General features: G+C 72.8%; 26 protein-coding genes. 12 read left to right on the forward strand and 14 right to left on the reverse strand.

Translation table 11 applies throughout. The features are described from left to right. The first annotated feature begins 44 nt into the window (after nucleotides 1-44). The 6 genes from DEI91_RS02010 to DEI91_RS02035 all read left to right on the forward strand — a co-directional run bounded on the left by DEI91_RS02010 (nucleotide 45) and on the right by DEI91_RS02035 (nucleotide 6,208). Nucleotides 45-1,025, forward strand: coding sequence for an NAD(P)-dependent oxidoreductase (locus DEI91_RS02010; protein WP_111050685.1), 981 nt, complete (start codon nucleotides 45-47; stop codon nucleotides 1,023-1,025). Between the two features lie 49 nt (nucleotides 1,026-1,074). Further along, nucleotides 1,075-1,626, forward strand: coding sequence for a dihydrofolate reductase family protein (locus DEI91_RS02015; protein WP_111050686.1), 552 nt, complete (start codon nucleotides 1,075-1,077; stop codon nucleotides 1,624-1,626). A gap of 70 nt (nucleotides 1,627-1,696) precedes the next feature. Further along, complete coding sequence (locus tag DEI91_RS02020; protein WP_111050687.1) at nucleotides 1,697-2,083, forward strand: lactococcin 972 family bacteriocin; 387 nt, start codon at nucleotides 1,697-1,699, stop codon at nucleotides 2,081-2,083. A gap of 26 nt (nucleotides 2,084-2,109) precedes the next feature. Continuing rightward, nucleotides 2,110-4,116, forward strand: a complete 2,007-nt coding sequence (locus DEI91_RS02025; RefSeq protein WP_111050688.1) for a hypothetical protein — start codon at nucleotides 2,110-2,112, stop codon at nucleotides 4,114-4,116. Beyond that, complete coding sequence (locus tag DEI91_RS02030) at nucleotides 4,113-4,754, forward strand: ATP-binding cassette domain-containing protein (RefSeq protein WP_111050689.1); 642 nt, start codon at nucleotides 4,113-4,115, stop codon at nucleotides 4,752-4,754. Before DEI91_RS02025 ends, DEI91_RS02030 begins: the two co-directional genes overlap by 4 nt. Nucleotides 4,755-5,104: 350 nt before the next feature. Beyond that, nucleotides 5,105-6,208 carry an SDR family oxidoreductase gene (locus DEI91_RS02035; protein ID WP_258374255.1) on the forward strand — a complete coding sequence of 368 codons (1,104 nt, stop codon included), beginning with the start codon at nucleotides 5,105-5,107 and terminating at the stop codon, nucleotides 6,206-6,208. A 39-nt stretch (nucleotides 6,209-6,247) separates the two neighbouring features. Here DEI91_RS02035 and DEI91_RS02040 read toward each other — a convergent pair whose 3' ends face one another. Both DEI91_RS02040 and DEI91_RS02045 read right to left on the reverse strand, forming a co-directional pair. Further along, nucleotides 6,248-7,363 (reverse strand): sorbosone dehydrogenase family protein, encoded by a 1,116-nt coding sequence (locus tag DEI91_RS02040; protein WP_111050691.1) that lies wholly within the window; start codon nucleotides 7,361-7,363, stop codon nucleotides 6,248-6,250. A 96-nt stretch (nucleotides 7,364-7,459) separates the two neighbouring features. After that, complete coding sequence (locus DEI91_RS02045) at nucleotides 7,460-8,230, reverse strand: SDR family oxidoreductase (protein WP_111050692.1); 771 nt, start codon at nucleotides 8,228-8,230, stop codon at nucleotides 7,460-7,462. A gap of 57 nt (nucleotides 8,231-8,287) precedes the next feature. On the opposite strand from DEI91_RS02045, the gene DEI91_RS02050 reads away from it, so the two are divergent. The 3 genes from DEI91_RS02050 (at nucleotide 8,288) to DEI91_RS02060 (ending at nucleotide 9,809) form a co-directional block, all read left to right on the forward strand. Beyond that, complete coding sequence (locus tag DEI91_RS02050; protein WP_111050693.1) at nucleotides 8,288-8,689, forward strand: MerR family transcriptional regulator; 402 nt, start codon at nucleotides 8,288-8,290, stop codon at nucleotides 8,687-8,689. 59 nt (nucleotides 8,690-8,748) lie between these two features. Continuing rightward, nucleotides 8,749-9,414: an SDR family oxidoreductase gene (locus DEI91_RS02055; protein WP_111050694.1), complete on the forward strand. Its 666-nt coding sequence runs from the start codon at nucleotides 8,749-8,751 to the stop codon at nucleotides 9,412-9,414. Nucleotides 9,415-9,524: 110 nt separating this feature from the next. Beyond that, nucleotides 9,525-9,809 carry a hypothetical protein gene (locus tag DEI91_RS02060; RefSeq protein WP_146244172.1) on the forward strand — a complete coding sequence of 95 codons (285 nt, stop codon included), beginning with the start codon at nucleotides 9,525-9,527 and terminating at the stop codon, nucleotides 9,807-9,809. Between the two features lie 76 nt (nucleotides 9,810-9,885). Here the strand turns inward: DEI91_RS02060 and DEI91_RS02065 are convergent, their stop codons facing one another. The 4 genes from DEI91_RS02065 to DEI91_RS02080 all read right to left on the reverse strand — a co-directional run bounded on the left by DEI91_RS02065 (nucleotide 9,886) and on the right by DEI91_RS02080 (nucleotide 12,732). Further along, the gene (locus tag DEI91_RS02065) at nucleotides 9,886-10,530 is read right to left on the reverse strand and encodes an FtsX-like permease family protein (RefSeq protein WP_111050696.1); all 645 of its coding nucleotides are present in this window, start codon (nucleotides 10,528-10,530) and stop codon (nucleotides 9,886-9,888) included. A 144-nt stretch (nucleotides 10,531-10,674) separates the two neighbouring features. Next, nucleotides 10,675-11,556, reverse strand: coding sequence for an aldo/keto reductase (locus DEI91_RS02070; protein WP_111050697.1), 882 nt, complete (start codon nucleotides 11,554-11,556; stop codon nucleotides 10,675-10,677). Nucleotides 11,557-11,566: 10 nt separating this feature from the next. Further along, nucleotides 11,567-12,181, reverse strand: a complete 615-nt coding sequence (locus tag DEI91_RS02075) for a YdeI family protein (protein WP_220038011.1) — start codon at nucleotides 12,179-12,181, stop codon at nucleotides 11,567-11,569. A gap of 5 nt (nucleotides 12,182-12,186) precedes the next feature. Then, the gene (locus DEI91_RS02080) at nucleotides 12,187-12,732 is read right to left on the reverse strand and encodes a thioesterase family protein (protein WP_110900325.1); all 546 of its coding nucleotides are present in this window, start codon (nucleotides 12,730-12,732) and stop codon (nucleotides 12,187-12,189) included. Nucleotides 12,733-12,941: 209 nt separating this feature from the next. Here DEI91_RS02080 and DEI91_RS02085 point away from each other — a divergent pair, with 209 nt between their 5' ends. Beyond that, complete coding sequence (locus tag DEI91_RS02085; protein WP_111050699.1) at nucleotides 12,942-13,928, forward strand: aldo/keto reductase; 987 nt, start codon at nucleotides 12,942-12,944, stop codon at nucleotides 13,926-13,928. 79 nt (nucleotides 13,929-14,007) lie between these two features. On the opposite strand, the gene DEI91_RS02090 is transcribed toward DEI91_RS02085, so the two are convergent. The 6 genes from DEI91_RS02090 to DEI91_RS02120 form a co-directional block, all read right to left on the reverse strand. Next, the gene (locus DEI91_RS02090; RefSeq protein ID WP_111050700.1) at nucleotides 14,008-14,223 is read right to left on the reverse strand and encodes a hypothetical protein; all 216 of its coding nucleotides are present in this window, start codon (nucleotides 14,221-14,223) and stop codon (nucleotides 14,008-14,010) included. A gap of 633 nt (nucleotides 14,224-14,856) precedes the next feature. After that, nucleotides 14,857-15,336: an FBP domain-containing protein gene (locus DEI91_RS02100; protein WP_111050702.1), complete on the reverse strand. Its 480-nt coding sequence runs from the start codon at nucleotides 15,334-15,336 to the stop codon at nucleotides 14,857-14,859. A 166-nt stretch (nucleotides 15,337-15,502) separates the two neighbouring features. Next, entirely contained in the window at nucleotides 15,503-16,276 is a 774-nt protein-coding gene (locus tag DEI91_RS02105) for a class I SAM-dependent methyltransferase (RefSeq protein ID WP_111050703.1), read from the reverse strand. Between the two features lie 54 nt (nucleotides 16,277-16,330). Next, nucleotides 16,331-17,230 (reverse strand): helix-turn-helix transcriptional regulator, encoded by a 900-nt coding sequence (locus DEI91_RS02110; RefSeq protein ID WP_111050704.1) that lies wholly within the window; start codon nucleotides 17,228-17,230, stop codon nucleotides 16,331-16,333. A 121-nt stretch (nucleotides 17,231-17,351) separates the two neighbouring features. Then, nucleotides 17,352-18,635: a hemolysin family protein gene (locus DEI91_RS02115; protein ID WP_111050705.1), complete on the reverse strand. Its 1,284-nt coding sequence runs from the start codon at nucleotides 18,633-18,635 to the stop codon at nucleotides 17,352-17,354. A 183-nt stretch (nucleotides 18,636-18,818) separates the two neighbouring features. After that, nucleotides 18,819-19,844 carry a M23 family metallopeptidase gene (locus DEI91_RS02120; protein WP_111050706.1) on the reverse strand — a complete coding sequence of 342 codons (1,026 nt, stop codon included), beginning with the start codon at nucleotides 19,842-19,844 and terminating at the stop codon, nucleotides 18,819-18,821. Between the two features lie 194 nt (nucleotides 19,845-20,038). Between DEI91_RS02120 and DEI91_RS02125 the strand changes: the two genes are divergently transcribed. Both DEI91_RS02125 and DEI91_RS02130 read left to right on the forward strand, forming a co-directional pair. Then, nucleotides 20,039-20,527 (forward strand): hypothetical protein, encoded by a 489-nt coding sequence (locus DEI91_RS02125; protein WP_111050707.1) that lies wholly within the window; start codon nucleotides 20,039-20,041, stop codon nucleotides 20,525-20,527. 159 nt (nucleotides 20,528-20,686) lie between these two features. After that, a complete protein-coding gene (locus DEI91_RS02130) occupies nucleotides 20,687-22,897 on the forward strand; it encodes an NADP-dependent isocitrate dehydrogenase (RefSeq protein WP_111050708.1) in 2,211 nt (736 codons plus the stop codon). A gap of 198 nt (nucleotides 22,898-23,095) precedes the next feature. Here DEI91_RS02130 and DEI91_RS02135 read toward each other — a convergent pair whose 3' ends face one another. Beyond that, entirely contained in the window at nucleotides 23,096-23,554 is a 459-nt protein-coding gene (locus DEI91_RS02135) for a DUF3817 domain-containing protein (protein ID WP_111050870.1), read from the reverse strand. An 80-nt stretch (nucleotides 23,555-23,634) separates the two neighbouring features. Then, nucleotides 23,635-25,068: a DUF4832 domain-containing protein gene (locus DEI91_RS02140; RefSeq protein ID WP_111050709.1), complete on the reverse strand. Its 1,434-nt coding sequence runs from the start codon at nucleotides 25,066-25,068 to the stop codon at nucleotides 23,635-23,637. Nucleotides 25,069-25,102 lie beyond the last annotated feature (34 nt).

Below are 25,102 nucleotides of genomic sequence, written 5' to 3' on the forward strand. Positions count from 1 at the left end.
TCCGCTCCGCGTGGAGGCCGGAGTGCCGCGGGTACGGTGACGACATGAGCAGCAAGCGCATCGTCGTCGTCGGCGCGACCGGTCACATCGGCACCTTCCTCGTCCCGCGACTGGTGCGGGCCGGGCACGACGTCGTGACCATCAGCCGCGGCACCCGCTCCGCCTACGTCGACGCCCCGGAGTGGCAGCACGTCGAGCAGGTCACGGCGGACCGCGAGCAGGAGGACCGCGACGGCACGTTCGGTGACCGGATCGTCGCGCTGCGGCCGGACGTCGTCGTCGACCTCGTCTGCTTCACGGTCGCGTCCGCTGCGGCACTGGTCGCGGCGCTCCGCGGCACCGACGTCCACCTCGTGCACTGCGGGTCGATCTGGCGGGCGGGGCCGAGCGCGGTGCTCCCGGTGACCGAGGACAACGGCACGCCGCCGCAGGGGGAGTACGGCATCCAGAAGGACGCCATCGCCCGGATGCTCAAGGAGGAAACCGCCGCTGGGGGTGTCGCGACGACGTCGCTCCACCCTGGCCACATCAGCGGTCCGGGCTGGGCGCCGATCGGCCCCGTCGGCAACCTCGACCCCTCCGTCTGGCAGACGCTGTCCGCCGGCGAGCCCCTGCTCGTGCCCGGACTCGGGGCCGAGTCGATGCACCACGTGCACGCCGACGACGTCGCCCAGGCCTTCGAGCTCGCCGTCGAGCACCGGGACGCAGCCGCCGGGCAGGACTTCACCGTCGTCGCCCCGACCGCGCTCACGGTGCGCGGGTACGCCGCGCTCGCCGCGTCCTGGTTCGGCCGGGAGGCCCGGCTCGAGTCCGTCTCGTGGGACCGGTTCCGCCAGGTCGTCCCGGCCGAGCACGCCGAGGCGAGCTGGGAGCACCTGTCGCGGAGCCACGTGTTCAGCATCGACAAGGCACAGCGGCTGCTCGGCTACGCGCCCCGGTACACCGCGGAGGAGACGGTGCTCGACGCGGTGCGGTGGCTCGTCGACGACGACGAGGTGGCGGTCGCCGGGCCACTGGTCGTCTGAGCCGGAGCGGGCGGACGCTGCTGTCGGTGCTGCTCGGTACCGTCCCGGCATGAGCACGATCTACTCCGTCGCGGCGTCCCTCGACGGGTTCGTCGCCGCGCCCGGTGACGACCTCGACTGGCTCCTGCAGTTCGGATTCGACGCGTTCCAGGAACACCACGACCGCTTCACCGCCGGCGTCGGTGCAGTCGCGATGGGGTCCACGACCTACGAGTGGCTCCGCGCGCACGAGGACACCTGGCCGTACCAGGACAAGGTGACATGGGTCTTCTCGTCGCGGAGCCTCGGGGTCCCGACGGACGGCGACGTCCGCGTGGTCAGCGGCGACGTGCGGGACCACCACGGACAGGTCGTCGCCTCCGCCGGGGGCCGCGACCTCTGGATCGTCGGCGGTGGCGTGCTCGCCGCCCAGTACCAGCGGGCCGGGCTGCTCGACGAACTCCGCGTCACGGTGATGCCGATCGCGCTCGGGGCCGGCACGTCGCTCCTGCCCGTCGCGTCCGACACCGGCGTGCTCGACCTCGTCGGCACGACGGTGTTCGACGGGGGAGCGGTCGAACTGCACTACCGACGCCGAGCTCGGCCTGAGATGTGTATGTAACATACTTGACTCTCGACGCGCTGGTCTGACACGCTCCGCAGAGCCCCGTCCGGGGCGTGAGAGGAGCGACATGAGGAACAGGAAGAGCGCAGTGGTGACCGGGCTGCTGCTGGCGACCGGGCTGGTCGACGCACCGGCCGTGGGAGCGTCGGCGGACAACGTCCTCGGATCCGGCCCGGGATCCGGCGGGGTCGTCATCACGGGGGGCACCGGTACCACCGGAGAGGTGCGGGGCTCGGCGAGTCGGCGTGACGACGGCGGAGGAGGGAGCTTCTGGCAGTGGGGGGTCGGCCGGGACGACACCTGGTCCAACTACTTCCGCGAGCGACGCTGTCACGGGGCGACGGCCGTCGGGCTGAAGAGCAAGCGGGTCAGCGGTGTGCCCGGGGGCCGGTACGCACTGGCGACGACGCCGAAGGCCCGCAGCGGCAACAAGGCGTACTACCACAACTGCTGAGCGTGGTACGGGTGCGGAGTGTGCGCTTGGCGTACGTCGTCCCACCGGTCCTGGCCGTCGTGCTCGCCTTCCTCGGGTGCGAGCAGCTGAGCCAGACCGGCGTCGTCGGTGTCTCGACCGTCGTGACGGCCGCCGTGGGATCCGGCTCGACGTCGAATGGTGCGGTCGCGGCGTCGCTCGAGCGCGTCGCGCGCGAGCACGACGCGACGATCGTCCGGACCGTCGCCGATCGTTCGGCGCCGACGAGCCGACGGACAGCGCTCGTGACCGGTGCCCCGGGGACGCGGGGAGCTGAGTGGCTCCGGAACGGCTACGCCGAGTTCGACCCGTCGATCACGACTGCGGTGCGACCGATGTCAGCACTCGACCGGTACGACCCGGCAGGGCCGTACGAGGTCGTCGGCGACGAACAGGCGGCACGTGCGACGGAGCACGCCCTCGTCGCGGCGGGCTTCGAGACGACGTCCGAGCGCGTCCCCGTCCTGACCCGTCTCGGCATCACCGGCGGCGCGGACGGGAGCGAGGGCCTCGTCGGGGCCCTGGTCCTCGGCTGTGTCGTGCTCTGCCTGGTCGGGACGGTCGGCACTCCGCGGCGGACCGCCGTCCGGGGACTGCACGGACACGGCGTCATCGCGGTCGTGCTCAGCGAGGTCGCGGAGGTCCGGACGACGCTCGTCGTCACGTCCGCCCTGGTGCCGGTCGTCGCGCTGGTGCTCTGGGCGCACAACGGGCTCGCGGTGTGGTCGGTCTTCGCCGTGGCGGCCGTGGTGTGCTGTTCCGCGCTGCTCGTCCCGGTCCTGACCGCCCACGTGCTCGGCACCGTCATCGCCTCCCGACGGTCGATCGCGCTGACGCTCCGCGGTGACCGGCCGTCTTCCGCGCTCGTCCTGGTGGCACAGGCTGCACGGCTCCCGGCGGTCGTGGTGCTGGTGATGGCGGTCTTCGACCTGACGTCGGCGACGGCGCTCGCCCGGTCGGCGTCCGCGGAGCGGGACCTCCGGGCTGCCGGGGACACCGTCCAGCTCTGGGTGACGCCGGACCCGCGCCCCGGATCGCACACGCAGCCGTACTGGGACCGGATCGGGCGTCTCGCCGGCAGAGCGCTCGACCAGCACCGGGCGCTGCTGTCCGCGCCCACCGAGGTCTCGACCGGCGTCGGTCGCAGCACGGTGCCGGCCCTGTTCGTCGACGCCGGGTACCTGCGGCGTCAGGACCTCCGGACGGCTGCGGGCAACCGGATCACCGGGACGGGGGACGAGATCACGGTGTGGACACCCTCCGGCGCCGACATCGACCGCGCCGCGCTCGTCCGGGCCCTGACGGAGTGGGAACTCCGCGGAGCATCGGCTGTGCAGAAGAGCAGCGTCGGGGGTGGTGCGCTCGCTCCCCGACCGTCGTACACGTACCCGGGTGACGCTTCCACGGGGTCCTGGCTCACGGGGGCCGTGGTCGTCGTCGTACCCGACCCGTCCCGGGTGTTCACCCCGGACCAACTCGGTTCCTGGTTGTCGACCGGGGACGTGGTGTTCACCTCCGAGCACGCGGCGGACCGGGCGATCGACGAGTCGGGCTTGCGGGACGAGTTCAGCGCCGTCGTGCCGGTCGGGCAGGTGGCCGCCGAGCAGCAACGCCGCGCCGGGACCCTCGTGGTCGTCGACGTCCTCACGGTGACCAGCGGTGCCGTGGTCGCGGTCGTGCTCGCCGGCCTCGCCGTCACCGCGCACCAGCGACGTCACGGACGGTCGGTCTTCGCGGACGCCGCCGCCGGCAGGTCGTTCTTCCACATGCACCGGCTGCTCCTCACGGTTGAAAGCGCCCTCCTGTCCGTCGCCGCCGTCGTGACGGTGGACGCCTGGTGGCAGCGCAGACCGGACGGCACTGGCGCGGTCTCCGTGCTCGACCCCGCGGCGCTGGCCGCCGGCCCGGCAGCGGCGGTGGCCGCGTTCGTCGTGCTCATGCTGAGCGTGGTCTCCGTCGTCGTGATGGTCGGGTCGTCCCGGTCGGTCGTGCGCCTCCGGGGGACCGGGTCGTGACGATCTGCGTCCGGGACGCCCGCAAGCGGCGCGGTCGTCGGACCCTGTGGGACGGACTGTCGTTCGACGTCGAACCGGGAGAGGTCCTCGCCCTGACCGGTCCGAGTGGTACCGGGAAGTCGACGCTCCTCGACTGCATCGGGCAGATCGACGTGCTCGACGCCGGGACGGTCAGCATCGCCGGCGTCACCGCAGCGCGGAGCGGACGTCGGGCACGCCTGCTCCGACGTGACCACCTCGGGTACCTCTTCCAGGACTTCGGCCTCGTCCCGGACATGACCGTGCAGGCGAACGTCGAGATCGGGCGTGTGCCACGACGGGATCGGGGCCGCGGGGTCCCGACCGCGGCGGCGCTCGAGCGGGTCGGGCTCGCGGGGCGGGCGACCGACCGCGCGTACGAGCTCAGTGGCGGGGAACAGCAGCGCGTCGCCCTCGCACGGCTCCTCGTGAAGCAGCCCGACGTCGTCCTGGCCGACGAACCCACGAGCGCCCTGGACGAGGGGAACGCGCGGACGGTCCTCGACCTCCTCGACGAGTTCGCTGCCGACGGCGCGGCCGTCGTCGTCGCCACGCACGTCCCCGCGGTCGTCGCGTGGGCGGCGAGTCGACTCCATCTGGGCGAGGCCCGTGCGACGTGAGCCGGGCCTCCTGCGCCTCGCCGTGATCAGCCGACCTCGGCATGACGCATGGCACGCACGGGCCCGGGCTCCCGGACACCTCCGCTGAGATGCGGGATACTACGCCTACCGTTCCACGATGGGGTTTCGCTCGGCCGTACAGCAAGACCCGCCTGTCCACGAGTGTGGGGCGGGTCCGCACCACCACCATAGCCACTTCCGGACCAGCGGTCCACTGATGGCCTCCGGACCGACCAGGGGACCGCGACGTCGCCCCTGCGCCTCACGGAGACCACGTCTCGGAGCTGTCCGTCCTGCCGGTCCCGGCGATCCTCCCGACCGGGCACCGGAATACAACCAGGCGACAGGTGTTGTCTCCGGTCCACGGCCCCCATGGAAGGACCCGCATCACCGCGACCCCGCACGCCCTCGTCGTCGGCGCCACCGGCATCGCCGGATCGGCGATCGTCGACCACCTCGTCGACGACGGCTGGACCGTCACCGCGCTCTCGCGCCGTCCGGGCGCCGACCGCCCCGGGGTGACCTGGCAGTCGGCCGACCTCCGCTCGGCGGCGTCCCTCGCATCGGCGCTCGCCGACGTCCCGGCGACCCACGTCTTCTTCACGGCCTGGTCCCGCCAGGCCACCGAGGCCGAGAACATCGCGGTGAACGGCGGCATGGTGCGCGACCTCCTCGCCGCACTGTCCGGTGCGCCGGTGCAGCACGTCGCACTGATGACCGGCCTGAAGCACTACCTCGGCCCGTTCGAGGCGTACGGCCAGGGCGCGATGCCGGACACCCCGTTCCACGAGGACGAGCCCCGACTCGACGTCGACAACTTCTACTACGCCCAGGAGGACGAGCTGTTCGCCGCCGCGGCGCGCCAGGGGTTCACCTGGTCGGTGCACCGCTCGCACACCGTCCTCGGGTACGCCGTCGGCAACGCGATGAACATGGGCCTCACGATCGCCGTCGCCGCCGCGATCAGCCGCCACACCGGGCGCCCGATGGTGTTCCCCGGCAGCGAGACGCAGTGGAACGGCCTGACCGACGTCACCGACGCCGACCTGCTCGCCGCGCAGATGGTGTGGGCCGCGACCGACCCGGCCGGTGCCGACGAGGCCTTCAACACCGCGAACGGCGACGTCTTCCGCTGGCGCTGGATGTGGCCGCGGATCGCCGCACACCTGGGCGTCGAAGCCGAGGGGTTCGACACCGCGCCGCGGCCGTTCGAGCAGCAGATGGCGGACGCGGCCCCGGTCTGGGCGGAGGTCGTCGCCGAGCACGGCCTCGTCGAGCCCGACCTGGAGCGCCTGGCGTCGTGGTGGCACACCGACGCCGACCTCGGCCGCGACATCGAGGTGATGACCGACATGTCGAAGAGCCGGCTCGCCGGGTTCACCGAGCACCACCGGACGCTCGACTCCTTCACCCGGCTGTTCGACCGCTACCGGGCAGAGCGGCTCGTCCCCTGATGCTCGGGCCGGTCGGCAGCCGTTCGACCGGCCGGGCGGTCAGCCCGTGGTCAGCGGGACCTGCACGATCCGGTCGTCGCCCTCGCCCGGGTCGCCGCGTCCGTCGGTGTTGTTCGTGACGAACCAGAGCGTGTCGTCCGGCCCGGCGAGCACCGTGCGGATCCGGCCGTACTCCCCGGCGAAGTACTCGTGTGCGGTACCGGGGTCGTCGACCGGGACGCCGCGGAGCACCCGGCCCTGCAGGTTCGCGATGAACACGGTGTCCCCGACGACGGCGAGGCCGCTCGGGCTGGCGTCGTCGGTCGACCACTGCTGGACCGGGTCGACGAACCCCCGGTCCTCGCCGCCGGTGCCCTCGACTTCCGGCCAGCCGTAGTTGCTGCCCGGCTCGATGACGTTGAGCTCGTCGCGGGCGTCCTGCCCGAACTCGGACGCGAACATCGTGCCGTCCGCGCTCCACCCGAGGCCCTGCACGTTCCGGTGCCCGAGGCTCCACACGGGGGAGCCGGGGAACGGGTTGTCGTCGGGCACGTCGCCGTCCGGGGTGAGGCGGAGGATCTTGCCCGCGAGCGAGTCCCGGTCCTGCGCGTCCTCGCTCGAACCGGCGTCCCCGACGCTGGCGTAGAGCATGCCGTCCGGGCCGAAGGCGATGCGCCCGCCGTCGTGGAAGGTGTTCGCCGGCAGGTCGTCGATCACCGTCGTGGCGTCACCGAGCGTGGTCGACCCGGCCGACCCGACGAGGTCGTAGCGCTCGATGCGGTTGCCGTCCTCGCCGGTCGAGTACACGAACAGGTCGTCCTCGTGCAGGGCGAGTCCGAGCAGGCCGCCCTCGCCCCCGTGTCGGACACCGGGGACCGTCCCGACCGTGCGGCGTTCGCCGTCGGCCGTCAGCTCGAGCACCTCCGCGGAGTCCCGCAGGCTGATGAGCGCGTCGGGACCGTCACCGGTGCGCACGACGGACCAGGGGGCCTCCAGCCCCGTGACGACGTCGGTCGTCTCGCCGTCCGGCGCCAGCTGCCCGGCAGCCAGGTCGGTCGGTGCGGAGGCCCGGGGCACGCGGTCCGGGCCGGCCTCGGGTGTACCCGTGCAGGCGGTGATGGCCAGGGCGACGAGCGCGACGCTCGCAGCCGAGACGGTACGACGTGTCCTGCCCATGGTGTGCCTCCCGGTGCGTGTCCGTCGATTGCACCCCGCGCAGGTGCACAACCGCTGGGTGGCCGTGGCCGTGGCCGTGGCCGTGGCCGGCAGCCGCTACCGCGCCAGCACGCGCAGGGCGAGCGCCGTGACGACGCGGGTCGGAAGCAGCCGCAGCACGGTCGCGGCGATCCCGTTCGCCCGCCCGTCGACGACGGACGGGCCGGAGCCGTCGAGCGCGGCGAGGACGGTCGCGGCGACCTGCTCGGGTCGCCGTCCCCACCGGCCGGTGGCCGCGTTCATCGGGGTCCGCGTCGGGCCGGGACTGACGGCGACGACCCGCACGCCGCTTCGCCGTGTCTCGGCCCAGAGCGCCTGCGTGAACGACAGGACGTACGCCTTCGAGGCCGCGTACGCTGCCAGCACCGGTGCCGGGGCGAACCCGCCGGTGCTCGCGATCGAGACGACGGAGCCGTGCCCGCGCTCGACCATCCTCGTCACCACCGCTGCCGTGAGTTCCGTGAGTGCTCCGACGTTGAGGTCGACCATCCTGTGGAGGGCCGCCGGGTCGCTCTCGACGACGAGGCCCCGCGAGGCCACGCCGGCACTGCCGACCAGCAGTTCGATCTCGGTCCCGTCGCCGGCCAGGCGGTCGAGCAGGCGGGTGACGGCTCCGTCCTCGGCCAGGTCGAGTGCGATGGTCGTGACGGGGACACCGTGCCGGTCGCGGATGCCGTCGGCGGTCTGCTCGAGCCGTGCGGCGTCCCGGGCGACGAGGACGAGGTGCGCTCCCGCTCGCGCGAGGGCGTCGGCGACGGCGGCCCCGATCCCGGTGGAGCCGCCGGTGACGAGGGCGGTGCGGTCGCGCATCTGTGCTGCTGTGGTCATGCGGGTACGGTAGACATTGACGTCAGTGTCAAGGTCAAGCGGAAGGCGGCGAAGACCGTGCGGATCGGCGAACTGAGCGAGGCGACGGGCGTGAGCACGCGGGCGCTGCGGTACTACGAGCACGAGGGGCTCATCACGAGCAGGCGACGCCCGAACGGCTACCGGGACTACGACCCGGACGCGGTCGAGATGGTCGCGCTCATCCAGGACCTCTTCGCGGCCGGGCTCTCCTCCGGGCTCCTGCGTGACGTCATGCCCTGCGTCGCGGGCGACGGGGCCGGGGCCCCACCGGCGGACCTCCTCGCCCGGGTCGAGCAGGTCCGGGACGACCTGCTCCGACAGGAACAGCGGCTCCGGGCACGGCGGGAGACGCTCGACGACTACCTGTCCGGCCGGCGGCGACCGGCGCGCATCGAAGCCCTGGTGTCGGCCGACGCGTGCGTGCCGGACCGGACCTGACTGCCGCACGAGGCCGCCTGGTTCAGTGGAACGACCACCACCAGTCCCTGGAGGACCACATGACCACCATCGCCATCGTCGGCGCCGGCAAGGGCCTCGGGCTCGCCGTCGCCGAACGTTTCGCCCGTGAGGGCTTCGCCGTCGCCCTGATCTCCCGCAACCAGGCCCGCCTCGACGAGCTCGCCGCCTCGCTCCGGGAGCAGGGGCACCAGGCCGCCGGGTTCGCCGCGAACGTCTGCGACGGGGACTCCCTCCGCCGTGCGCTCGAGCAGGCCACCGAGCAGCTCGGCCCGATCGAGGTCCTGCAGTACAGCCCGCTGCCCGCGAAGGAGTACATGCGGCCGGTGCTCGAGACGACCGCCGAGGACCTCGTCGGCCCGATCGAGTTCTCCGTCTACGGCTCGGTGAACGCCGTCCGCCAGGTCCTGCCCGGCATGCGCGCGATCGGCTCCGGCACGATCCTGTTCGTCAACGGCGGCAGCGCGGTCCGTCCGGGCGCGCGCGTCACTGGCACGTCGGTCGCCTTCGCCGGCGAGAGCGCCTACGCGCAGCTGCTCCACGACGCCGTGCGGGACGAGCAGGTCCACGTCGGCCAGCTCATCATCCCGTTCGGCATCGACGACGGTCAGGAGGCCCACTCGGGCGCCGCGATCGCCGAGCGGCTCTGGTCGATCCACACCGAGCGCGGCGACTTCCGCACGTACGCGGAACCGCTCCCCGAGTAGAGGGTCGCGGCGCCCGACATCGCGCAGCGGACCCGGCACCGCGCGAGTGCGGGGTGCGGTGGCCGTTCCGGGGTGTCGACGACCGCACCGGGCGGGCTACCGTGGTGCGCATGCGACGCAGGGACCGGCCGACCGGTGACACCGCGCTGACGGTGGACGAGGCCACCGCGATCGCCGACCACGCCGAGGCCGGCCGTCTCGACATGGAGGACCCGGAGGTCCGCCGCCTGGTCGGCGAGGCGAACCGTGTCCTCGTCCGGGCCGGCGTGTGGGGCGTCGACGAGACCCCTCGGCAGCGCCGACGCCGACGGATCCTCGCGATCGGTGCGTCGGTGCTGGTGCTGTCCTGGCTGGCCGGGCTGTTCCTGCCCCTGCTCGCCCGGCTCGCCGACTAGCGCGCCGTGTCCGCTGGCGGCGACGTGACCGCCGGACAGGAGGCCCGCAGCCAGCTGGCAGCGGGTCTCCTGGTCGTCAGGCGGTCCGTCGGACCGCCACACGCCGTCGCCGACCGGCGACCGCCCAGACCCCCGCGGTCACGAGGACCGGCAGCCCGAGTCCGAGCACCGCGAGCGACACCGGGTCCGGGGCGAACGGCATGTGGACGACGCCGTCCGGTGTCGGTGTGAACCGGAGCGTCAGGGCGCGGAGCGGCAGGGTCCCGAGCGCGACCCCGACCAGCGAGCCGACCAGCGTGAGCAGCGCGGCCTGCCATGTCGAGACCAGGCGGCGGACACCGGGCGAGGCGCCGACCGCGTCGAGCACCTCGTCGTCACGACGCCCGTCGGCCCGCGCGAGCCCGATCGCCACGGTCGTGGCACCGAGCGTGACGATCCCGGCCAGGAGCGTGACGACGACCGCGATCGGTCGGAACGGGTCCTCGGGGCCGTTCTCCACCGAGAACCACGGGTACCAGAGGTCGGCGTCGGCACCCGCCGCGGTCTGCCAGGTCGCCGCGAGGGTGTCCGTCTGCTCGTCGGTAATGCCGCCCGGGAAGGACCCGACCAGGAAGGAGCGCTCGGTCTCGAGCCCGTGCCGCTGGGCGCCCTGCGGGGGGTCGGGTGTCGAGCCGGACCACGCCGTCGCGCACGTACGCGGACCGCATGGAGACGGCGTCACCGCGTTCGAGAGCGGCGCGTGCGGTCCGGTATGCCGCGACGAGTCACGCCGGTCACGATCCCGGACACGGACGGACGGGAGGTCCGTGGCGGTGTCGCCACGGGCCTCCCGTCGGTCGCTGGTCGCCGCCGCAGCGGCGCCGGCTCAGCTGTGCAGCTTCGACAGCTCCTGGAACTCCTCGTCGCTGAGCTCGATCGTCGCGCCCTGGAGGTTGTCCTCGAGGTGGTCGACGCTCGACGTGCCGGGGATCGGCAGCATGACGGGCGAGCGCTTGAGCAGCCAGGCCAGTGCGACCTGCGCCGGGGTGGCGTCCTTCTGCTTCGCGAGTTCGGTCAGCGGCGAGTCCTCGCCGGTGAGACCGCCGGTCGCGAGCGGGAACCACGGGATGAAGCCGATGCCCTGTTCCTCGGACCAGTCGAGGAGCTCCTCGGCCGAGCGGTCGGTGAGGTTGTAGAGGTTCTGCACCGAGACGATCGTGGCGATCTCCTGCGCGGCCTTCACGTCGTCGACGGAGACCTCGGACAGCCCGATGTGGCGGATCTTGCCCTCGTCCTGCAGCTTCTTCAGCTCGCCGATCTGGTCCTCGAGCGGGACCTTCGGGTCGATGCGGTGCAGCTGGAACAGGTCGATGCGCTCGAGGCCGAGGCGGCGGAGGCTCATCTCGGCCTCCTGGCGCAGGTACTCCGGGCGGCCGACCGGCGGCCACTCGTTCGGGCCGGTGCGGGTCAGGCCGGCCTTCGTCGCGATGACGACGTCGTCGCCGTAGGGGTGGAGGGCCTCCTTGAGGAGCTCCTCGGCGACGTAGGGGCCGTACGAGTCGGCCGTGTCGAAGAAGTTCACGCCCAGCTCGACGGCGCGCTTCAGGACGCGGATCGCCTCGTCGTGGTCCTTCGGCGGTCCCCAGACGCCGGGGCCGGTGAGCTGCATGGTGCCGTAGCCGAGGCGGTTGACCTCGAGGTCCCCGCCGATGCGGAAGGTGCCGGAGGACGCGGCCGGACGGTTCGTGGTGTCAGTGCCAGTGGTCATGCATCCCGGTCTACGCCTCCGGGTCGATGACCCGTGGAGGCTGCGCACCGGGACGGGGGTACGGCGTCTCCCCACGCGTGAGGCCACCGACGAGCTTCGCGATGCGGTTCGCCCGCGCGGTGTCGCTCGGGGCGGTCACCACCCGGTGCACGACGGCGTACCGGTTCGTCGCGTCGAGCTCCGCGAACAGGGCGGCGGCCGTCGGTGCGGCGTCGAGCGCTGCCCGCAGGTCCTCGGGCACCTCGGCGGTCGCAGCCCCCGCGTACGCGCGGTCCCACCGACCGTCGTCCTTCGCGCGGTCGACCTCCGCCTGCCCGCGCGGCCGCATCCGTCCGGCCTCCACCAGCGCGGCGACGAGTCCGACGTTCCGCTTCGACCACAGGGACGCCTTCCGCCGCGGGGTGAACCGCTGCAGGAACGTGGCCGCGTCGAGCCCGCGCTTCGACCCGTCGATCCACCCGGAGCAGAGCGCCTCGTCCAGGGCTTGCGCGTACGTCAGGCTCGTCGGGCTGGTCGTGCCCTTCTTGGCGAGGACGAGCCAGACCCCGTCGGACGTGTCCTCGTGCCCGTCCAGCCAGGCGCGCCAGGCGGCGGCGTCGGCGACGACGAACGGCTCGATCTCCATGCCGGTCATGGTCGCACGCGGTCGCCTCCCGAACCACTGATGCGGACGGCGTCGGCCCACGCGGACACCCAGTCCGGCAGGGTCAGGTCGCGGGGTGCGCCACCGGCGGCGGCGAGCAGCTCGTCGGGCCGGACCGTGCCTCCAGTCCGGCGGAGGAACCGGGCCTGCACGACCGCCCGGGCCACGACGTCCCCGTGCCGCGTGAACGTCTGCTCCATGTACACCGCCCGCTCGTCCACCCCGAGCACCCGCGAGCGCAGCTCGAAGCGCTGCCCGAGCGTCAGCGACCGCTTGTAGGTGATCGTCTGTGCGGCCACGACCGGGTACCAGCCGCGCGCGCCGACCACCTGCCAGAAGCCGGAGCGCAGCATGAGGTCGAGTCGGCCGAGGTCGAGCAGCGACAGGTACTTCCCGTTGTTGACGTGCCGCAGCGGGTCCAGGTCGGTGAGCGTCACGCGGAACGGCGTCCGCGACTCGTCCCACAGCGACAGCCGCCGCCGGGACAACCGGATGCGCAGGGTCAGCAGCAGGAGCCGGAAGGTCAGGTTCACGGGTCGATACGACCACCACCGCGGCCTGGGCGCGAGGAGGTTGGAGGTTCCCCACGCACGACGACCTCGTCGGCCGCCTCGCGCTTGCCGCTTCCCGTTGTCCGCTCGGTGCATTCCCGGCAGACGGGCACGGTCAGGGCCTCCCTCCGCGACGACCCGGGCGAGTACACCGGGATCTGCAGACAACGGACCTGATGAAAGGACCACGCATGCAGACACGTTCCCTCTCCGACCTCCAGGTCGGCGCGATCGGCCTCGGCACCATGGGCATGAGCGCCTTCTACTCCGGCGCCGGCTCCGACGACGCCGAGTCGATCCGGACCATCCAGCGCGCCATCGACCTCGGCGTCACGCTCTTCGACACCGCCGAGGCGTACGGCCCGTACACGAACGAGGAACTCCTCGCCGAAGCCCTCAAGGGTCGTCGCGACGAGGTCGTCATCGCCACGAAGTTCGGGCTCTACCACCACGAGGCCGACGAGCAGACGCCGACCCAGACCCGGGCGATCTCCAGCGCCCCCGAGTCCGTCCGGGTCGCCCTCGAGGGGTCGCTCCGTCGCCTCGGCACCGACCACATCGACCTGTACTACCAGCACCGCGTCGACCCGGCCGTCCCGATCGAGGACGTCATCGGGCAGCTCGCCGGCTTCGTGGAGGAGGGCAAGATCCGCCACATCGGGCTGTCCGAGGCCTCCGCCGCGACGATCCGCAAGGCCCACGCCGTGCACCCGGTCACCGCGCTGCAGAGCGAGTACTCGCTGTGGACGCGCGACCCCGAGGGCGACGTGCTCGACACCCTCCGCGAGCTCGGGATCGGCCTCGTGCCGTACTCGCCGCTCGGCCGCGGGTTCCTCACCGGCGCGATCACGAAGCCGTCCGACCTCGGCGAGGACGACTTCCGGTCGGCGAACCCGCGCTTCCAGGAGGAGGCCTTCGCGGCGAACATGCGGATCGTCGACGCGGTGCAGGGCATCGCGGACGAGGTCGGCGGCACGCCCGCCCAGGTCGCCCTCGCGTGGCTGCTCGCCCAGGGCGACGACATCGTCCCGATCCCGGGCACGAAGCGCGTCTCCCGGCTCGAGGAGAACGTCGGTGCGGCCGACGTCACGCTCTCCGCCGACCAGGTCGAGCGCCTGTCGGCGCTGCCGCTGCCGACCGGGGACCGCTACCCCGACATGTCGAGCATCGGGCGCTGACCCTCCCGCCCCACACGACGAAGGCGGTCCCACGCAACGCGAACGCGTTGCGTGGGACCGCCTTCATCGCGTGCTGCGGTCAGTCGCGGGGGCGTCGCCGCCGTGCGCGGTGGGCGGCAGCGAGGTACGCACCGCTGCCCGCCGCGGTCACGCCGATGACCGCTCCCCCGAGAGTGGCTTGTGCAGTGCCGATGAGTGGAGCCGCGACCGCGGCTCCACCGATGACCAGCGCGGTCGCGATGCTCCCGGCGACCAGCGGATGGACGACGAAGCGGTGGACCTCGCGACGGGTCACACGCACTTCGGGCCGGGCCTGCCACTCAGGTGGACGCGCATGACCTGCGTTCCGCAGCGGATGCCGTGTGTCGTGATCGCAGTCGAGGCCAGGACGACGGCGACTGTCGCGACGGCGCACACCGCAGGACCGAGCAGACACAGTCCGGAGTTCGCGGCAGCGGCTCCTCCACCGATGATCGCCCCTTGGTCGTACGAGTTGACGTCGACGTACAGGCCGTTCCTGTCGCGGCCGGCTCCCAGCCGCGCTGTGGACCTCGGTTCCACCAGGTCGATCGACTCCGCTCCGACAGCGATGGTGAACGTACGCGAACCGTCAGGCCGCACGGTCGTTCCGACCAGCGCTCCTCCGCTCCGTGCCTCTGCCACCGCTCGGTGAGCTGTCTCAGACGTCACCGACGGAAGCGAGGACACCAGCTCCTCGTAGTCCGACTGCTCCCGTCCGGAAGCGTGCGCGCCCGACGGGGCTGCCACTGTTCCTGCCATGACGAGGGCAGCGGCGAGAGCCACCGGAGCCCACCGACTCGTTCTGGACATCGTGTTCCTCTCTTCGACGGGACTGACGTCAGCCTCAGCGCCAGAGTGGCGCATCGGAGGGTGGAACACGACATGGATATACCGGACAGGTATGCCGTCAGACCTCGGCTGCGAAGGCCGCGACGCGCAGCTGCAGGTCCTCCATCCGCCGGAGGCGCGCGGCCTCGACGTCGTAGCCCTCGTACGCGGGCGGCGGGGTCGTCCGGACGTTGCGCGAGCACTGGAAGTCCTGGCAGACCAGGGTGCCGACCGTGTTGCCCTTCCGGCCGGACGACCCCGAGCGCTTCGCGGCGTAGAAGACGACGTCGTTCGGCAGCTTGACGTCCTGGCACCACGAGCACTGGGCCCGGGACCTGGGCGAGGCCTCGGCCTGCCGGAACAGGATGCCGACGAGGTCGCCGTCGAGCGTCGGGACGACGGTGTAGGCGCGGCGGGCGGTCTTCGGGTCGCGCCAGCCGAGGAAGGTGAGGTCGTCCCACACGACGGCGTCGAGGTCGGGGACGGTCATGTCGGCGAGTTCGCGACGGGAGGCGTTGACGAAGGAGGCACGGACGGCCTCCGGGGTGATCGGGAGCATGGTGAGCCTGTCGTTCTGGCACCGGCGCAGCGTCGTGCGGCAGCGGTGCGGTCGTTCAGAGGGGTCGACGATGACGCCGTGTCGGACGACACGGCGGGGGCGTCAGGCCCTGATGCCGGCGTTGACGCCGACGACCTCCTCGGAACGGGTGCTCACGTCGTCCACCCTACGGTCGGGCGACGACGAGCACCAGCGACCCCTCGTACGACGGCTGCACGCGGAGCCGGCCGTGCCGGGCGTCCCACGATCCGTCCTCGAGCGCGGTTCGGAGCGCGTTGACCGAGCGCTGCGCCGTCATCTCGTCGACGAACGCCCAGGCAGAGTTCGCCTTGCGGGCGCCCGGGTCGAGGAGTCGTTCCGGTCGGCCGTAGTACGCCTCCGAGAACCCGTCGACGCACGTGAACGGGATCGGGAGGCGCGTGGTCGTGACGTCGCCGCCGAGGGCGGCCGTGATCCGGTCGAGGGACGGGTAGCGCCGGGCCTCGGTCGCCATCACCTCGGGCGCGTACTCGGCCAGCCAGAGGTCCTCGACGCGGGCGGGGTCGCACGTGAGCAGGACGACCGGGCCGCGGGTGACGCGCCGGACCTCGGCCAGGCCGCGGTCGAGGTCGGACCACTGGTGCACGGAGAACGTCGCCATCGCCGCGTCGAAGGCGTCGTCGGCGAAGGGCAGGTCCTCGGCGGACGCGTCCACGGCCTCCGGCAGGTCGACCGGACGCTGCGCCCGCATGGTCGCGGAGGGCTCGACGGCGGTGACCTCGCGGTCCCGCGGCTCGTACGACCCGGCACCCGCCCCGACGTTCAGCACGGTGCGGGCCTGCCCGAGTGCCGACCGGATCGCCCGTTCGAACGACGGTTCCGGCCGGCGGTACCGGGTGTACCCGTCACCGATGGTGCCGTAGTCGGCGTCCCCGGCTGATCCGTCCGCAGTCCTCGTCACGCGGTCAGCCTACGGCGGGGGCTCGACAGCGGGACCGACGGGCACCGGGGCGGCTCAGTCGACCGACTCCGAGGACCGGGACGCCGCCCGCTGCTCCGCCAGCTCGGTGGCCGCCCACGTGCCGAGCAGGGCGAGGGAGCGCTCGGACTCCGATCCGGGGTCGGCGCCGTAGGTGAACACCGTGAGCCCGGGGTCCGCGACGAGGTCGAGCGCCTCGAACGACAGCTCGAGGTCCCCGACGATCGGGTGGTGCAGGTGCTTCCGGCCCGAGCGGTGCACGTGCACGTCGTGCTCGGCCCACCACGTGCGGAACTCCTCGCTCTTCACCGACAGCTCGCCGACCAGGGTCATCAGGCCCGGCTCGCAGGGGTTCGAGGCCGCCGTCGTCCGCAGCACGGCGACGGCGTCCCGGGCCGTCTGCTCCCAGCGCGGGAAGAAGTCGCGGGCCGCCGGGTCGAGGAACGCGAACCGGGCGGTGTTGACCGGGCGTCCGGCCCCGGCGAAGACGGGCGCGTAGAGCGCGCGGCCGAGCGTGTTCGTCGCGACGATGTCGAGCCGCTCGTTGCGGACCCATGCGGGTGCCCCGGTGATCGCGTCGAGGAGCCGCTGCACCGCGGGGCGGACCGAGGTCGGCACGGCACGGTGGGTGCTCTTCACGCCGGCGTTCGCGAGCCGGGCGAGGTCGGCCAGGTGCGCGCGCTCGGCCTCGTCGAGCTGCAGCGCGGTGGCGAGCCCGTCGAGCACGCCCTCCGAGACGCCCTTCAGCGTGCCGCGCTCGAGGCGCGTGTAGTAGTCGACGCTGACGCCGGCGAGCATCGCGACCTCGTGGCGCCGGAGCCCGGGGACGCGCCGGGTCCCGCCGCCGAAGGACGGCATGCCGGCCTGCTCGGGGGTGAGGCGCGCTCGTCGGCTGGAGAGGAAGTCGCGGATCTCGTTGCGGACGTCGATACCCATGACGTCAGGCTACGTGGCGGAGCCGGTGCCGGCGCTGCCGGCCGCGACGGTGCGGTGGTCGGGGACCGCCGGACGGGAGGCCCGACACCGGTCCGGTGGTGGGCCTCCCGTCCGGTGCTGGTCACCCCGGGACGTCGGCCGCTGCTCCGGCCGGTACTGCGCTGATCCGCACGCGGGCGACGCGGTGACCGGCCATGGCGGTCACCTCGAGCCGGTGCCCGCCGACCTCGACCACGTCCCCGACGTGCGGAACACGGTCGAGGGCGACCTGGACCAGGCCGCCGACGGTCTCGTAGTCGCCGTCCGGCAGGACCGGACCGCCGTCGGCCGCGAGGTCCTCGAGGACGAGTGCCCCGTCGACCTCGTCGTGCCGGACGGGGGCGCGGTCGTCGTACTCGTCGCGGATGGTCCCGACCAGGTCCTCGAGCAGGGCTTCGAGCGTGACCATGCCCGCGCTGCCGCCGTACTCGTCGACGACGAGGGCGATCTGGTGTCCGTCGGCACGCATGTCCGCGATCGCCCCGGTCAGGGACTTCGTCTCGGGCATCGCGAGCACGGGCCGCACCACGGTCGCGACGGCCGCGCTCGGGTCGGCCGGTCGCAGGAGGTCGCGGAGGTGCACGAAGCCGACGACGTCGTCCCGGGATCCGGCCGTGACGAGGTACCGCGTGTGCCCGCGGTCGATCGCCTGGTCTGCCGCCCGGGCGAGGGGCAGATCGGCGTCGAGGACGTCGACGTCGAACCACGGGCGCATGGACTCCCGGAGGATGCGGTCCCCGGCGTCGAGGGCGCTGCGCGCGATCCGGCGGCCCTGCGCGTCGATCGCGTCGTGGTCGGTCACGAGGCCGCGGAGCTCCTCGGTGCTCATCGACGCGCTGCGGGCGTCGGGGTCCCCGCCGAGGAGCCGGACCACGGCGTTCGTGGACGTCGAGAGCACCCAGATCACCGGACGCATGAGGACGGCGAAGCGGTCGAGCGTCGGTGCGACGAGCATCGAGAACCCCTCGGCGCGCTGGAGGGCCAGGCGCTTCGGGACGAGTTCCCCGAACACGAGCGAGAGGTAGGCGATGACGAGGGTCATCCCCACGAGGGCGACCGCCTCGGCAGCGCCCTGCTCGAGTCCGAGCGCGGTGAACAGCGGGGCGACGTCCGGCGCGATCGACGCGGCACCGTACGCGGCCGAGAAGAACCCGGCGACGGTGACGCCGATCTGCACGGCGGAGAGGAAGCGGTTGGGGTCGCGTCCGAGTGCGGCGACCCGTGCCCCGCGGGAGCCGCGGCGCTCGAGCTGCTGCAGCTGGGACTCCCGGAGGGAGACGAGTGCGATCTCGGCGGCGGCGAACACCCCGCCGACGAGCACGAAGAGGACGACGAGTCCGAAGGCGATCCAGGTGTCGGCGCCCATCAGCGGGGCTGCTCGGAGCGGGACGCCTGCGGGGTCGTCAGGTGGGCGGGCGGTCTGTGGTGATCGTCCATCCTGTGATCCTGCACAGGATGACTGGGGAGACACCGCAGGACTGCTGTGCCGCAGCTGTCCACTCGGCGGCTCCGCCCTCGGCGGCGCCGCCGCGGCGGGACCCGGACCGGCCTAGAGCGCCTGCCCGGTGTGCGCGGCGATCCACGCGGCCGGGTCGATCGGGAGCGTGCCGTCCATGAGCACCTCGAGGTGCAGGTGCGCTCCGGTCGAGACCCCGGACGACCCGACGCTGCCGACGAACTGGCCGGGCTCGACACGGTCACCGACCCGCAGTGGTGAGGAGCCGGGGATCATGTGGCCGTACAGGGTCGAGACCTTCCGGCCGTCCACGACGTGGTCGATGATGACGGTCTCGCCGTACGAGAAGTACACGCCCGAGACCCGCACCGTCCCCGCGGCCACGGCCCCGATCGGCGCTCCCATGCCCGGGTTGAAGTCGAGGCCCTGGTGCAGGGACGAGCACGCGCCGCAGGGTGCCGTGCGGTACCCGAACCCGGAGCTCATCCGCACCGGCCCGGGGAACGGCGAGCGGACCGCGCCGCCGTAGGTCACCGTGTCGCCGGCCGTGGCGTCGGCTGCCGCGAGGCCACCGCCGACCGTGAAGCCGTCGCGGCTCGTGCTCGCGAGGGCGACCTGGGTGACGGCGAAGTCCTGGGTGGTGACCGCCGGTGCGAGCGTCGAGGTGGCGGCCGAGGTGCCGGTGCCGGCATGCGCGGGCATGGCGGAGGCGCCGAACATGACGAGGGCGGCGACGGCGCTCGTCACCGTGAGGCGGCTGGCGCGGGCGGCGCGACGGGGGCTCGGCGGGGCCGGTGTCGTGGTGCCGACGGCCGGCGTCCGGTGGTGCGGCGCGAGGGTGACCCGGCGGCGTGGCACGCGGCGGATGCGGGTGTCGACATGGGCGCGCGGCGCGGGGGCGGCGACGCGGGGCGGCTCGGCCGGGGCGGGCTGCCCAGCGGGCACGGCCTGCTCGGCGGACGGAGCCGGCACGGTCTGCTCGCTCCGACCGGTGCCCGCGGCTGGCTGGGTCCGCCCGGTGTGCTCCGCCCGCGCGGCCCGTTCGGCGGCGAGGGCAGCGCGACGGGTCAGGTGCACGACGGGCGTGCTGCTGGGGTGGTCTGCGTCGGGGGGAGTCATGGCCGCAGCCCATTCTGCACGAAGCTGTCCGCTTGTACAGCCCCTCTTCCGTCGAGCACGCGGCGTCGCCGGTGGTCGCCGTCACGGCGGGTGGGCGGCGGCCCCGCTGGGAGTCGACCCGGCGGTCACGGGCGATCCGGGCCTCCCGGCCGGCCGGTCGGTAGGGTCGGGGGAAGCGACGGAGAGGACCCCTCATGGCCCGATCGCCGCGGGAGCGGCACGAACCCATCGACCTGCGGTCGGCGGAGGTCGTGCTCGCCGGCACCCATGACCTGCTCCCCGTCCTCCGGTCGGCGGCCGTGCGTGCCGGGGTCGACGCAGCGCGCATGCGGGTGGTCGGCGTCGAGGACGTCCCGGACCCGGACGGCCGGGCGGACGCCGAACTCGCGGTCATCGCGATCCGCCGCTCCGGGGACGACCCGGCGTTCCACCGTGCGCAGGAGACGGCGGAGCTCATCGCGCCGATGCTCCGACCAGGTGCCGTGCGCATCGTCATCACCGTGTCGGGCCGCACCCGGCTCGTGCCGAAGCTCGAGCGCGCCCTCACGGCGGAGGTCCTGCACCAGCTCGGAGCGGCCACGGCGGTGTCCGGCTTCCGTCGGCCGTTCCGCAACCTGCGGACCCGGCTCGGGACCGCCGGGCTGCGCACCGCCGGCCTGCGGGTGTTCCGTCTGACGGTCTGACGGCCGGGAGGTCCGCCGTACGTCCGGCAGTGCGCCGGCGTCCACAGGCGCGAGCTTGGCCGACAGTTTCCCCAGCGTCGGTGTCTCGACGTCGAGACATCTCGCGCCGCGAGTAGCGTGGGGGGCACGGACCGCGCGAACAAGGGAGTACCCGCCAGCATGGCCAAGATCATCTACACGCTCACCGACGAGGCCCCGTTCCTCGCGACCCACTCCTTCCTGCCCGTCATCGCGTCCTTCGCGAAGACCGCGGGGGTCGAGGTCGAGACCCGCGACATCTCGCTCTCGGGACGGATCATCGCCCAGTTCCCGGAGCGGCTCACCGACGAGCAGCGCCTGGACGACGCGCTGGCCGAGCTCGGGGAACTGGCCGGGACGCCCGAGGCCAACATCATCAAGCTGCCGAACATCTCGGCGTCGATCCCGCAGCTCAAGGTCGCGATCGCGGAGCTCCAGGCGCAGGGCTACGACCTGCCGGACTACCCGGACGAGCCGACCACGGAGGACGAGCGCGATGCCCGCGCCCGCTACGACCGCGTCAAGGGCAGCGCCGTGAACCCGGTCCTGCGCGAGGGCAACTCGGACCGTCGGGCCCCGCTGTCGGTCAAGAACTACGCCCGCAAGCACCCGCACCGCATGGGTGCGTGGAGCGCCGACTCGAAGACGAACGTCGTCACGATGGGCGTCGACGACTTCCGGTCGAACGAGCAGACGTGGATCGCCCCGTCCGAGGACACCCTGACGATCACGTTCGTCGCGCAGGACGGCACCGAGCAGACGCTCGGTCAGCCGATCCCGGTGCGCTCCGGCGAGGTCGTCGACGGCACGGTGCTGCACGTGGCCGCGCTCGAGACGTTCCTACGCGAGCAGATCCAGCGCGCCGCGGACGAGGACCTCCTGTTCTCGGTCCACCTCAAGGCGACGATGATGAAGGTCTCCGACCCGATCATCTTCGGGCACGTCATCCGCGCGTTCTTCCCCGACGTCTTCGCCCGCTACGGCGCCGACCTCGCCGCGGCCGGGCTCACGCCGAACGACGGCCTCGGCTCGATCCTCGCCGGGCTCGACGCGCTGCCGAACGGTGCCGAGATCAAGCAGGCGTTCCAGGACGGCATCGACGCCGGCCCCGACCTCGCCATGGTCGACTCGGACAAGGGCATCACGAACCTGCACGTCCCGAGCGACGTCATCGTCGACGCCTCCATGCCGGCGATGATCCGCACCTCCGGGCACATGTGGGGTCCGGACGGCGAGGAGCACGACACGGTCGCCGTCATCCCGGACTCGAGCTACGCCGGGATCTACCAGGCCGTGATCGAGGACTGCCGTGCGAACGGCGCGTTCGACCCCGCGACCATGGGCTCGGTGCCGAACGTCGGCCTCATGGCGCTCAAGGCGGAGGAGTACGGCTCGCACGACAAGACCTTCGAGCTCGCCGGTGCCGGTGTGGTCCGCGTCACGAACACAGCCGGTGAGACCGTCCTCGAGCACGACGTCGAGCAGGGCGACATCTGGCGTGCCTGCCAGACCAAGGACGTCGCCGTGCGGGACTGGGTCAAGCTCGCGGTCACCCGTGCCCGCGCCACCGGCTCGCCCGCGGTGTTCTGGCTCGACGAGACCCGCGCGCACGACGCCGCGCTGATCGGCCTCGTCCGGACGTACCTGCAGGAGCACGACACCGACGGCCTGCAGATCGAGGTCCTGTCGCCCGAGGACGCCATGCGGTTCTCGCTCGAGCGCATCCGCCGCGGCGAGGACACCATCTCCGTCACGGGCAACGTGCTCCGCGACTACCTGACCGACCTGTTCCCCATCATGGAGCTCGGCACGTCGGCCAAGATGCTCTCGGTCGTCCCGCTGCTCGGCGGCGGCGGACTGTTCGAGACCGGTGCCGGTGGGTCCGCGCCGAAGCACGTGCAGCAGCTCGTCCAGCAGAACTACCTGCGCTGGGACAGCCTCGGGGAGTTCCTGGCGCTCGCCGTCAGCCTCGAGCACCTGGCCGGGGTGACCGGCAATGCCCGGGCGAAGGTCCTTGCGGACACGCTCGACCGCGCCACCGGGACGTTCCTCGACGAGGACAAGTCGCCCGGCCGCAAGCTCGGCTCCATCGACAACCGCGGGAGCCACTTCTACCTGGCGAAGTACTGGGCGGAAGAGCTCGCCGCGCAGACCGAGGACACCGAGTTGGCCGCGGCGTTCCAGGGTCTCGCGACGACCCTCGCCGAGCAGGAGGACACGATCGTCCACGAGCTCGTCGCGGTGCAGGGCCACCCGGCGGACATCGGCGGGTACTACCGGCCGGACGACGCCAAGACGAGCGCGGTCATGCGCCCGTCGGCGACGCTGAACGCGGCGCTCGCGAGCCTGTAGGCGCGGCTCCACGCGGACGGGAGGCCCGGTGCCGGCTGGCACCGGGCCTCCCGTCCGTTCGCGCTCGGCGGGCCCGCGGACCCGCTGCGGCCCGACGCTGACCCCGGCGCGAAAGCGACAATCCGCGGGGATCCTTCCGCGCACACCTGTCGCTTTCGCGACCCGTTCCCGCGCGCGAGCCCGGCCGGCGGCCCGTCGTCAGCGGGACGGCACCGGTGGCCCGAGCACGAGCAGCACGCCGAACACGGCCGCGACGAGCACGACGCCGACCACGGCCGCGAGCACGGGGTGCCGCACCACGACGAACAGCAACCGGTCGAGCGGACCAGGACGTTCCCCGGCTGCCGGCTCCCGACGCCACGGGCCGTCGAGCATGCCACGCCGGGCGACCGCGACCTCGAACGGCAGCGTCGTGTACGGCACGATCGAGCTGAGCCAACCGAGGGCCGTGACGCCGAACGACCAGCGCTGGTTCACCGCGACGACGGTCGTGGCGACGAGGTAGGCGAGGAACACGAAGCCGTGCACGCCGCCGCCGACCCGGACGGGCCAGTCCCCGGCACCGAGGCCGTACTTCAGCAGCATGCCCACCAGGAGCATCGTCCAGGTCACGAGTTCGGCGATCGCGAGGCCGCGGAACAGGGATCGAGGCGTCATGTCGTCCATCGTGGCGGATCGCGCTGGGGGACAGCACGACGCCCCGGACCGACCGGTCCGGGGCGTCGCAGGGGCTGCGGTCAGCGCCGGACGGACACGACCTGGCCGAGGTCGTTCACGCCCGTGCGGGCGTTCCACGTGCCGACGTTCGCGGTCTGGATCGCGAAGTCCGGATCGGCTGCGATCGACCGTTCCGGTGCGGGCAGCGCGAGCGCCACGCGCCACTTCCCGGACGGCACCCGGGCGAGCGAGGCGGTGACGGTCGCGGTCGTCCCGGGCTGCCAGGACGATGCGTCCGCCCGGACGGGGACGGTCACGCGGCGGCGGCCGTCGGTCAGGACGAGCTGCACCGGGCGCGGGTTGTAGGGCGCGGCCCAGCCGTCGTTCCGGACCGACACCGACACCGACGCGTGCTTGCCGGACGTCACGGTGCTCGACGTCATCGTGAACCGGTAGCCGAGCTTCTTGGCCGCGTCCGTCATCCCCGCTCCGCCCCACGACGCCAGGACGTCCTTGTTGTAGTCGAGGTTCAGGTAGCTGAAGTGGTACTTCGCCATCTCCGCCGAGGCCGACGGGTACTCCGACCGCGGCGCGTTCACCGCGCAGGTCTCACCACCGACCGGGACGTACCGCGATTCGGCCCCGAGGTAGTCCTGGTCGAGCGACAGCGGGGAGCTCAGGAAGGTGCCGAAGTCGTCGGGCGAGGCGAGGAAGCAGTCGTTGTGGTGGCCGATGCGCGACGCTGCCGAGCCGTCGTGCGCCTGCGCGGGTGTGAGGGCCCCGGCGGTCCCGGACGGCGTGCGCAGGGCGTCCTGCTTCATCTGCATGGTGCGCACCTGGATCGAGCGGCTGGACGGCAGGGCGGCGAGTTCGGCCTCGACCACCTGTCGTCGGGCGTCCTTGTCGGCCTCGGTCAGGACGCCGGGGTTCGCCGGGTCGCTCGCGAAGTGGTCCGTGTAGTACCCCTCGCCCCAGAGGCCGATGAAGCCCTCCTGCAGGGTGGGGATGACGTCCGCGTTCCGGCGGAGGGTGGGCGTGAGCTGCTCGATGTGCGCGAGCACCGTCGGCAGGTCGGCGTCCCCGTACGGCGCCGTGTAGGGCCAGGCGCCGCCCTGCACGTAGGCGAACCGGGTGATCACGCCGACCCCGGCCGCGCGCGCGGTGTCGTAGTCGTGCTGCACGAGCCGGAGCCAGGCCGGGCTGAGGCGCCGTTGGTCGACGAACGCCTCCATGTAGAACACCCGGACGATCTGGGTGACGCCCTCGCTGCGGTAGCCCCGGAGGGTCGCGGCGTCGAGCGGGGTGTACCCGGTACCGTCGGCGCGGAAGTGCGTCTCGGTGGTGTGGTCGAACCCACGGGACGGGTTCGGGATGACCGCGTCGCTCGCGGTGTACGACACCGTCCTGCTGGTCGGCGTCGCGTGGTGCCCGCCGGGCGACGCCCACGCGTTGGTCGGCACGGCGAGTGCGATCACGGCCGCGAGCGCGGCGGTGGTGATGGTGCGGTGCTGCATCGGACGAGCCCCTGTCCTCGGCGCGGACGCTGGC

Origin of the sequence: Curtobacterium sp. MCBD17_032, assembly GCF_003234855.1 — a bacterium.
Taxonomy (GTDB): Bacteria; Actinomycetota; Actinomycetes; order Actinomycetales; family Microbacteriaceae; genus Curtobacterium.